Below are 8,076 nucleotides of genomic sequence, written 5' to 3' on the forward strand. Positions count from 1 at the left end.
AGCTCCTCGCCGGACGCGCCGGCGAGGTTCACGTTCGGCGCGGCGGCCGCCTTTTGCGCGGCGGTGGCCGCGGCGTCCGCCGCCGCGATCGTCGCGCCGACTTCAGCGTCGACCGCCGCGCCGCACGCGTCGAGCGCGGCCTGGATGCGCGCCTGATCGGGGTTGGCCGTCGCGGCAGGCACGGCCTTGCCGACGCCGGCCGTCGACGGGTCGGCCTCCGGCGGCAGCGAGCCGTCGGGGCGGCTCACGAGCGTATTGGCGGCTTCGAGCGTGCTGCATACCTGCGTATCGGCGGGCAGCGCCGGTTCGGCCGGCAGGTTCGGGTCGACGGTCGTCGTGCCGACCTGGAACACGCTGGTGGCGGGCGGTGCGGTGGACGCCGCGCCGCCGCCGGTACTCGCATCGTCGCCGCCGCACGCGGTGAGCGCCGCGGCGGTGGCGAGCAGCGCGGCGAGCAGGCCGAGCGCGCGCGAGCGCCGGTTCGGCCGGGCATTGGGCCGGGCATTGGGCCGGGAAAGGGGGAGTGTCATGACGGAGATCTCCTGAAGAGGCATCGGCTGCGCGATGCCGGGTTGGTATCGGGTCGTTCGGGCGGCGCGTGCTCCGCGACGCGAGCGTGCGGGCTGGAGACGGGCTGCCGGTCAGGCTGAGGCGGAGCGGATGCGGTCGCCGACGCGGGGTCGCCGGGCGGAGCGCCGCGGACGCGAAATCGCGTCGCGCGGAAGGCAGGCCGGCGCGCGCTCATGGCATCGCGATGGCGTGACGATTTCGTGGTCAGTCATCCTATAACGATGGCAAACGAAGCGAAAGACGGCCGCCGAGTGTCAGGAAACCGCGACGACCACGCCCCGTTCGCATGCCGACCCGTTTCCGGAAAACGTTTCGCTGAAAAACCTATAAACAGAGAAAGCGATTCCCCGATTTCCGCCAAAAGCCTTTGATAGTCGGGGTTATAGGGGTATGCACCAAGTGAGTTAAACGGTTAACCGACGTACATTCACTCAACACGTCATACGACGTATGACTCTGCGGTTCAACGACGCGCCTAGATGAACAGGTGCCTGCCGACGGATCGCCGCACAACAACGATCGACCATCCAGGAGACTCACCATGAAGCACCGATTCACCGGCTCCCGTACCGCCCTCGCCGTCGCGTTGATGGCCGGCTTCGCGATGTCCGCGCAGGCGCGCGTGTTCCGCTCGGCGGACGTGCACGGCGACAACTTCCCGACCAACATGGCCGTGAAGTTCATGGGCGACGCGCTGTCGAAGCAGACGGGCGGCAAGGATTCGATCAAGGTGTTCGGCAACAGCGCGCTGGGCTCCGAGAAGGACACCGTCGACCAGGTGCGGATCGGTGCAATCGACATGGCGCGCGTGAACGGCGCATCGTTCAACGAGATCGTGCCGGAGTCGCTGATTCCGTCGTTCCCGTTCCTGTTCCGCGACGTCGATCACTTCCGCAAGGCGATGTACGGCCCGGCCGGCCAGAAGATCCTCGATGCGTTCACCGCGAAGGGAATGATCGCGCTGACGTTCTACGAGAGCGGCGCGCGCTCGATCTACGCGAAGCGCCCGGTGCGCTCGCCGGCCGACATGAAGGGGCTGAAGGTGCGCGTGCAACCGTCCGACCTGATGGTCGACGAGATCCGGGCGATGGGCGGCACGCCGACGCCGATGCCGTTCGCCGAGGTGTATACGGGCCTGAAGACGGGCCTCGTCGATGCGGCGGAAAACAACCTGCCGTCGTACGAGGAAACCAAGCATTACGAAGTCGCGCCCGATTACTCGGAGACGCAGCACGCGATGACGCCGGAAGTGCTGGTGTTCTCGAAGAAGATCTGGGACACGCTGTCGCCGCAGGAGCAGGCGGCGATCCGGAAGGCGGCGGCCGACTCGGTGCCGTACTACCAGAAGCTGTGGACCGCGCGCGAGGCGTCCGCGCAGCAACTGGTGACGAAGGGCGGCGCGAAGATCCTGCCGGCCGCGCAGATCGACCGCGCGGCGTTCGTGAAGGCGATGCAGCCGCTGTGGACCAAGTATGAAAAGACGCCGCAGATGAAGCAGATCGTCGACGAGATCGAGGCCACCAAGTGACGCGTCGCACTTCCCTGAACAGCGCGGCCGCGGGCGGGTCGGCCGCCGCCCCGGACGGCACGCCGCCCGCGCGGCCGCATGCAGCGCCGCTGCTGCGCTGCGTGAACGACGTGCTGTTCCGCGTGCTGGCTGTGATTGCGTCGTCGTGTCTCGCGGTGCTCACGGTGCTGGTGTTCTACGCGGTCGTGATGCGCTACGTGTTCGAGAACGCGCCGGATTTCGTCGAGCCGATCGCGCTGTTGCTCGTGATCGTGATCGCGATGTTCGGCGCCGCGATGAAGGTGCGCGACGGCGGCCATATCGGCCTCGATTCGCTGGTGCGCCGGCTGTCGCCGAAGGCACGTACGGTGGTCATCGCGATCCAGCACCTGAGCCTGATCGCGTTCGCGATCATGATCATGATCGGCTGCGGCAGCATGGCCGTCGAGACGATGGGCGACCGCATCCCGATCATCGGGCTGCCCGAAGGCGTGCGCTACCTGATCACGATGCCCGCGGCGGTCGCGATCATCTTCTTCTCGCTCGAGCACCTGCTCGCGCTTCGTCGTTCTTCGTCGGGACAATAACGCCATGGAACTCGCGATCCTGTCCGTCAGTTTTCTGATATTTCTCGTGCTCGGCGTGCCCGTGTCGTTCGCGCTCGGCATTGCATGCGTGCTGACCTACATGGTCGAAGGTCTGCCGATCGCGACCGCGATGCAGGCGATGATCTCGGGAATGAACGCGTTCTCGTTCCTCGCGGTGCCGTTCTTCATCTTCTCCGGCGAACTGATGCTGCACGGCGGCATCGCCGACCGCATCCTGCGCTTCGCGCAGGCGACCGTCGGCCACTTCCGCGGCGGCCTCGGGATGGCGAACGTCGTCGCGTGCACGCTGTTCGGCGGCGTGTCGGGCTCGCCGACCGCCGATACGTCGGCGATGGGCGGCGTGGTGATTCCGCTGATGAAGCGCGAAGGCTACAGCGCCGCGTACGCGGTCAACGTGACGACGCATGCGTCGCTCGCCGGCGCGCTGATGCCGACGTCGACCAACATGATCATCTACGCGTTCGCCGCGCAGGGCATCACCGGGATGCTGCACGGCCAGCCGGTGAGCGGCGTGTCGATCGGCGACCTGCTGTTCTCGGGGCTCCTGCCGGTGTTGTGGGTGATGGGCTTCGTGCTCGCCGCCGCGTACTGGCAGGCCGTGCGTCACGGCTATCCGCGCCGCGAGGACGGCTCGTCCGCGCTGCCGCGGTTTCCCGGCTGGTATGCGGTGCTGCGCAGCTTCGTCGGCGCGGTGCCGGGGCTGATGGTGATCGCGATCATCCTGGTGTGCGTCGCGAAGGGCATCGCCACCGCGACCGAAGCGGCCGCGATCGCCGTCGTGTACTCGCTGGTGCTGACCGCGGTGGTCTACCGGACGCTGACGGCCGAGAAGCTGCGCCGCGCGCTGTCGCATGCGGCACGCACGACGGGCGTCGTGCTGCTGCTGATCGCGGTGTCCAACATGCTGCGCTTCCAGATGTCGTACCTGGAGATTCCGGATGCGATCGAAGGGCTGCTGAAGCAGTCGACCGCGGCGCCGTGGCTGATGCTGCTGTACATCAACATCATCCAGGTGTTCCTCGGCACGTTCGTCGACATGGCCGCGCACATCCTGATCACGACGCCGCTGTTCCTGCCGATCGCGATGGCGTGCGGCGTCGGGCCGGTGCAGTTCGGGATCATGCTGCTGCTGAACTGCTCGCTCGGCCTCGTGCACCCGCCGATCGGGTCGGTGCAGTTCGTCGGCTGCGCGATCGGCAACGTGTCGATTGGCGAGACGACGAAGATGGCGTGGCCGTACTACCTCGCGATCTTCAGCGCGATCAACATCGTCACGTACATGCCGTTCTTCTCGACGTGGCTGCCGAGCCTGATCAGCGGGCACGCGGTGTTCTGATTGCGGCGCGCGTTTCGCCCGTCGCGGCGCCGGACGACCGAGGTGGTCCGGCGCCGCGGTTGCATGCGCGGTTCCCTTTCTTCACTTCCCGGCACTTCCATGAAAACGACTCTCCTGCGGCGCGCCGTGGCTGCTGCTGCGTTGACGATGGCGGCCTCGCTCGCGCACGCGGCGACGTATGCGTACGTGTCGAACAGCGACAGCCGCGATATCTCGGTGTTCAGCGTCGACACGGCGAACGGTGCGCTGACCGCGATCGAAACCGTGCCGGTCGACGGCACCGTGATGCCGATGGCGTTGTCGCCCGATCATCGGCGCCTGTACGCGGCATTGCGTTCGACGCCGTATCGCGTCGTCAGCTTCGCGATCAATCCGCTCGACGGGCGGCTGATCGAGCTGGGCCGCGCGCCGCTCGCGGACAGCATGGCGTACGTGTCGACCGATGCGTCGGGCCGCTACCTGTTCTCGGCGTCGTATGGCGGCAACCTGCTCGCGGTGAACCGGATCGGCGCGGACGGCGTCGCGGGCGACGTGCGGCAGACGGTGAAGACCGGCCCGATGGCGCACGCGATCCGCCAGTCGCCGGACGGCCGCTACGCGTTCGCGTCGGTGCTCGGCGCGGATGCGTGGTTGCGCTTGCCGTTCGATGCGTCGACGGGAATGCTGACCGACGACACGACGCCCGCGTACCGGCTGCCCGACAAGTCGGGCCCGCGCCATTTCGTGTTCTCGTCGAACGGCCGCTTCGCGTACCTGATCGACGAACTCGACGGCAAGCTGCACGTGCTCGCGCTGTCGCACGGCGGCGCCGATGCGCGGCCGATCCAGACCGTGTCGATCCTGCCGCCCGATTTTCACGGCGACAAGCCATGGGGCGCCGATCTCCATCTGACGCCGGACGGGCGTTTCCTGTACGCATCGGAGCGCACGTCGAGCACGCTCGCCGGGTATCGCGTCGACGCGACATCGGGCAGGCTCGCGCGGATCGGCACGTTCGCGACCGAACGGCAGCCGCGCGGTTTTGCGATCGATCCGTCGGGCAAGTATCTGCTCGCGGCGGGGCAGCTGTCGCCGACGCTGGCCGTGTACCGGATCGACGGCCACACCGGGCATCTCGACGCGATCGGCAAGTATCCGGTCGGCAAGGGCGCGAACTGGATCGAGATCGTCACGTACGACGGGACGAACTGATTCTGCGTGCGGCGCGAACGTTCACCTAACCCCGCGGCGCGTCCGGTTCGGCGTCGCCGTCCGATGCGTCATCAGCCGACCGATCGTTGCGCCAGAGCGCAAGCTCGCGCCACAACGCCGGCCGCGCGTGGTCACGCGGCGGCAATTCAATGACATGCGCGACGCCGCGCACGTTGACCATCGCGCCTGAGTCAGGCAGCGCGGGAATGCCCGCCGACGATGAATCGTCCGGCTCGGCGGTGACGGCGGGGCTGGGCGGGCGTGGCGACATCATGCGAATTTTCCTTGGGGTGTCGAAACGGTGCATCAGTAACGGACCCGCCCGATCAGGCCGAGCGGGTCGACGGCGTGCTGGATGGCGGATGCGACCTGCCGTTGCGCGGCCGGCACGTGCTTGCGGTAGTACGCGATATTGACCGGCCCGACGCCGTGTTCCGCGCTGAAGCAGCCGCCTGCCTGTACGACGCGGTCGTACAGCGCGCCGCGCAGCGCCACCTGCTGCAGCGCGCCGTAGCGTGCTGCTTCGGCATGCGGAATCGACACGACGAGATGGCAGCCGCCGTCGCCGAAATGGCCGAACGCATGACAGCGCAGCGGCGGATGCGCGGCGGTGAGCCACTGCTCGGCATCGGCGACGAATCCGGCGAGCGCGCCGCGCGGAAACGACACGTCGAACGACAGCGGCACGCCGTCCTGCGCGACCGCGGCCGGCAGCGCGTCGCGAATCCGCCAGAACCGTTCCGCCGGCGCGCACGCCGCGTCGAGCACGACGCGTTCGTTCGCCAGGGCGTCGAGCGTCGCGACGGTGCGTTCCTCGAGCAACGCATCGAGCCCCGGCATGCCGGTCGCGATCTCGACGAGCGCGTAGCAGGCTGCAGCGTCGGCCTCGAACGGCACGCGCAATGTCGGAAACGCGGCGGCGACACAGCCGACCGCCGCCGCCGACATGAACTCGAATGCCGACAGCAACTCGCCGAATGCGCGCTCGAACGCGAGCAGGCCGGCGAGTGCCGCGTCGTACGACGCGAACGCGACGAACGCCGCGCACGACGACCGTTCGAGCGGCGCGAGCGCGAACGACACGGCGGTGACGAGGCCGTTCGCGCCATTCGCGCCGATGAAGCACTGCGCGACGTCGAAGCCCGCGTTGCGCTTGCGCAGCGGCGCGAGCGCGTCGATCACGGTGCCGGCTTCATCCGCAAGCACCACTTCGACGCCGAGCACGTGACGGCGCACGTCGCCGTACTTGATCAGGCGGCTGCCGCCCGCGTTCGCGCCGACGAGGCCGCCGGCCGCCGGATCGCTGCCGAGATCGATCGGCACGCAGAGCCCCGCTTCGCCCGCCAGACGGTTGATGTCGGACAGCCGTACGCCGGCCTCGACCGTGATGCTGCGATTGGCCGGATCGAACGCGCGCACGGCGCGCATCCGCTCGAACGACACCACGCATTGCGTGCCGCTGCGATCGGGCACGGCCGCGCCGACGAGCCCGGTGCGCGCGCCCTGGGCGACGAGCGCGATCCGGTGCGCGACGGCGACGCGTGCCAGCGCACGCACGTCGGCGGTCGAGCCCGGCCGCGCGACGCCGAGCGGCACGCCGCTGTACTGCACGACGTCGGTCGCATACGGCTCGCAGGCCGCGCCTTCGAGCCAGCCGTCGCCGAGTGCCGCGGCGAGCGCGTGCCGTTGCGCGGCGTGTGCCGCGGGGGCGGGCAGCGCGTTCATCGTCAACTGGCCCGCGCGAGCTGCTTGCGCAGCCGGCCGCGCACGACGACCAGCGCGATCAGCGGCACGACGCCGCCCCACAGCGGGCTGTGGCGCATCGCGATCGACACCGCGAGCGCGACGACGGTGACGGCGAGCAGCACGAGCGACAGCGACCGCGCACGCGCCTGGTCGACGAACGTGCCGTCGACGAAGCCGCCGTCCGACCACGCGGTATGCACGATGCCGACCACCAGCACGCAGACGAGCATCGCCGCCGGGCCGAGTTCCTCGCCCCACAGACGGCTACCTGTCGGCGACACGAGCGCGAGCACCGCGCCGATCACGAGAAACAGGTCGACGCCGAGCGCGATGCTGTTGCGCTCCGCGCGGCGCATCAGCCACGCGCCGTGCACGAGTGCGAGCACGCCGCCGATCAGGAACGCGTGGGTCCAGCGCAGATCCGGCTGCTCGGGGCCGAGCCGGCCGTAGAACAGGAACACGATCGCCGGCAGGAAGTTGCTCGCGTGCAGCAGGTAGTCGGTTATGGGATGGTTCGATTTCATCGTGTCTCTCCTTCGTCGAAACAGCGTGGCGACGCGTCAAGCGTCGTGCCAGCGGAACAGCCGCGCGGCGGCGAACAGGAACAGCGCGGTGCACGCGGTCATGCCGAGCAGTTGCGGCGCGAGCTGCGCGTACGGCGCGCCGTCGACCAGCGCGCCGCGCAGCGCGACGGCGAACTGGTTGGTCGGCAGGAACGCGAGCCCGGCCTTCAGCCATGCGGGCGCGTCGTGCATCGGGATCGTCAGGTCGCTGAAGAACAGCAGCGGGTAGTAGGTGACGTTGCACGCGAGCTCGGCGGCCGCGAGCGAGCGGGTGCGGCTGGCGAGCAGCACGCCGATGCTCAGCACCATCGCCGCGCCGAGCAGCACGATCGGCAATGCGCGCAGCCCGTCCGGCGTCGCGATCGGCAGCGCGATGCCGAACGCGACGCGCGCGACCGTCAGCAGCACGAGCGCCGACAGCGCCATCATCGCCATCCGCGCGACGATCAGCGCGGCGAGGAATACGCCGCGCGAGACCGGGAAGCACACGTACAGCTTGAACGTATTGCGCTCGCGCAGCGCCGCGATCGCGGTGGTCGTCGAGTTGAGGCCGAT

General features: G+C 68.8%; 8 protein-coding genes and 1 pseudogene. 4 read left to right on the forward strand and 5 right to left on the reverse strand.

The window, feature by feature from the left end; genetic code table 11:
- Positions 1-530 (reverse strand): annotated as a pseudogene (locus JMF90_RS13820) (endopolygalacturonase); the annotation flags it as partial.
- 581 nt (positions 531-1,111) lie between these two features.
- Between JMF90_RS13820 and JMF90_RS13825 the strand changes: the two are divergent.
- The 4 genes from JMF90_RS13825 to JMF90_RS13840 all read left to right on the forward strand — a co-directional run bounded on the left by JMF90_RS13825 (position 1,112) and on the right by JMF90_RS13840 (position 5,212).
- Complete coding sequence (locus JMF90_RS13825) at positions 1,112-2,098, forward strand: TRAP transporter substrate-binding protein (RefSeq protein ID WP_027805969.1); 987 nt, start codon at positions 1,112-1,114, stop codon at positions 2,096-2,098.
- Complete coding sequence (locus tag JMF90_RS13830; protein ID WP_201325166.1) at positions 2,095-2,664, forward strand: TRAP transporter small permease; 570 nt, start codon at positions 2,095-2,097, stop codon at positions 2,662-2,664. Before JMF90_RS13825 ends, JMF90_RS13830 begins: the two co-directional genes overlap by 4 nt.
- A gap of 4 nt (positions 2,665-2,668) precedes the next feature.
- On the forward strand, positions 2,669-4,021 hold the full coding sequence (locus JMF90_RS13835) for a TRAP transporter large permease (RefSeq protein WP_006481162.1): 1,353 nt from the start codon (positions 2,669-2,671) through the stop codon (positions 4,019-4,021).
- Positions 4,022-4,120: 99 nt separating this feature from the next.
- Positions 4,121-5,212: a beta-propeller fold lactonase family protein gene (locus JMF90_RS13840; RefSeq protein WP_201317257.1), complete on the forward strand. Its 1,092-nt coding sequence runs from the start codon at positions 4,121-4,123 to the stop codon at positions 5,210-5,212.
- Positions 5,213-5,237: 25 nt separating this feature from the next.
- Here the strand turns inward: JMF90_RS13840 and JMF90_RS13845 are convergent, their stop codons facing one another.
- From JMF90_RS13845 to JMF90_RS13860, 4 genes are all read right to left on the reverse strand, one after another.
- Complete coding sequence (locus JMF90_RS13845; RefSeq protein ID WP_197285619.1) at positions 5,238-5,486, reverse strand: hypothetical protein; 249 nt, start codon at positions 5,484-5,486, stop codon at positions 5,238-5,240.
- Positions 5,487-5,518: 32 nt separating this feature from the next.
- Positions 5,519-6,937 carry an FAD-binding oxidoreductase gene (locus JMF90_RS13850; protein ID WP_054928593.1) on the reverse strand — a complete coding sequence of 473 codons (1,419 nt, stop codon included), beginning with the start codon at positions 6,935-6,937 and terminating at the stop codon, positions 5,519-5,521.
- 2 nt (positions 6,938-6,939) lie between these two features.
- On the reverse strand, positions 6,940-7,482 hold the full coding sequence (locus JMF90_RS13855) for a hypothetical protein (protein WP_012337019.1): 543 nt from the start codon (positions 7,480-7,482) through the stop codon (positions 6,940-6,942).
- A gap of 36 nt (positions 7,483-7,518) precedes the next feature.
- A partial coding sequence (locus JMF90_RS13860; RefSeq protein WP_201325167.1) for an ABC transporter permease occupies positions 7,519-8,076 on the reverse strand: 558 nt, incomplete at its 5' end.

The organism is Burkholderia sp. E168m23, from assembly GCF_016586125.1.
Taxonomy (GTDB): Bacteria; Pseudomonadota; Gammaproteobacteria; order Burkholderiales; family Burkholderiaceae; genus Burkholderia; species Burkholderia orbicola.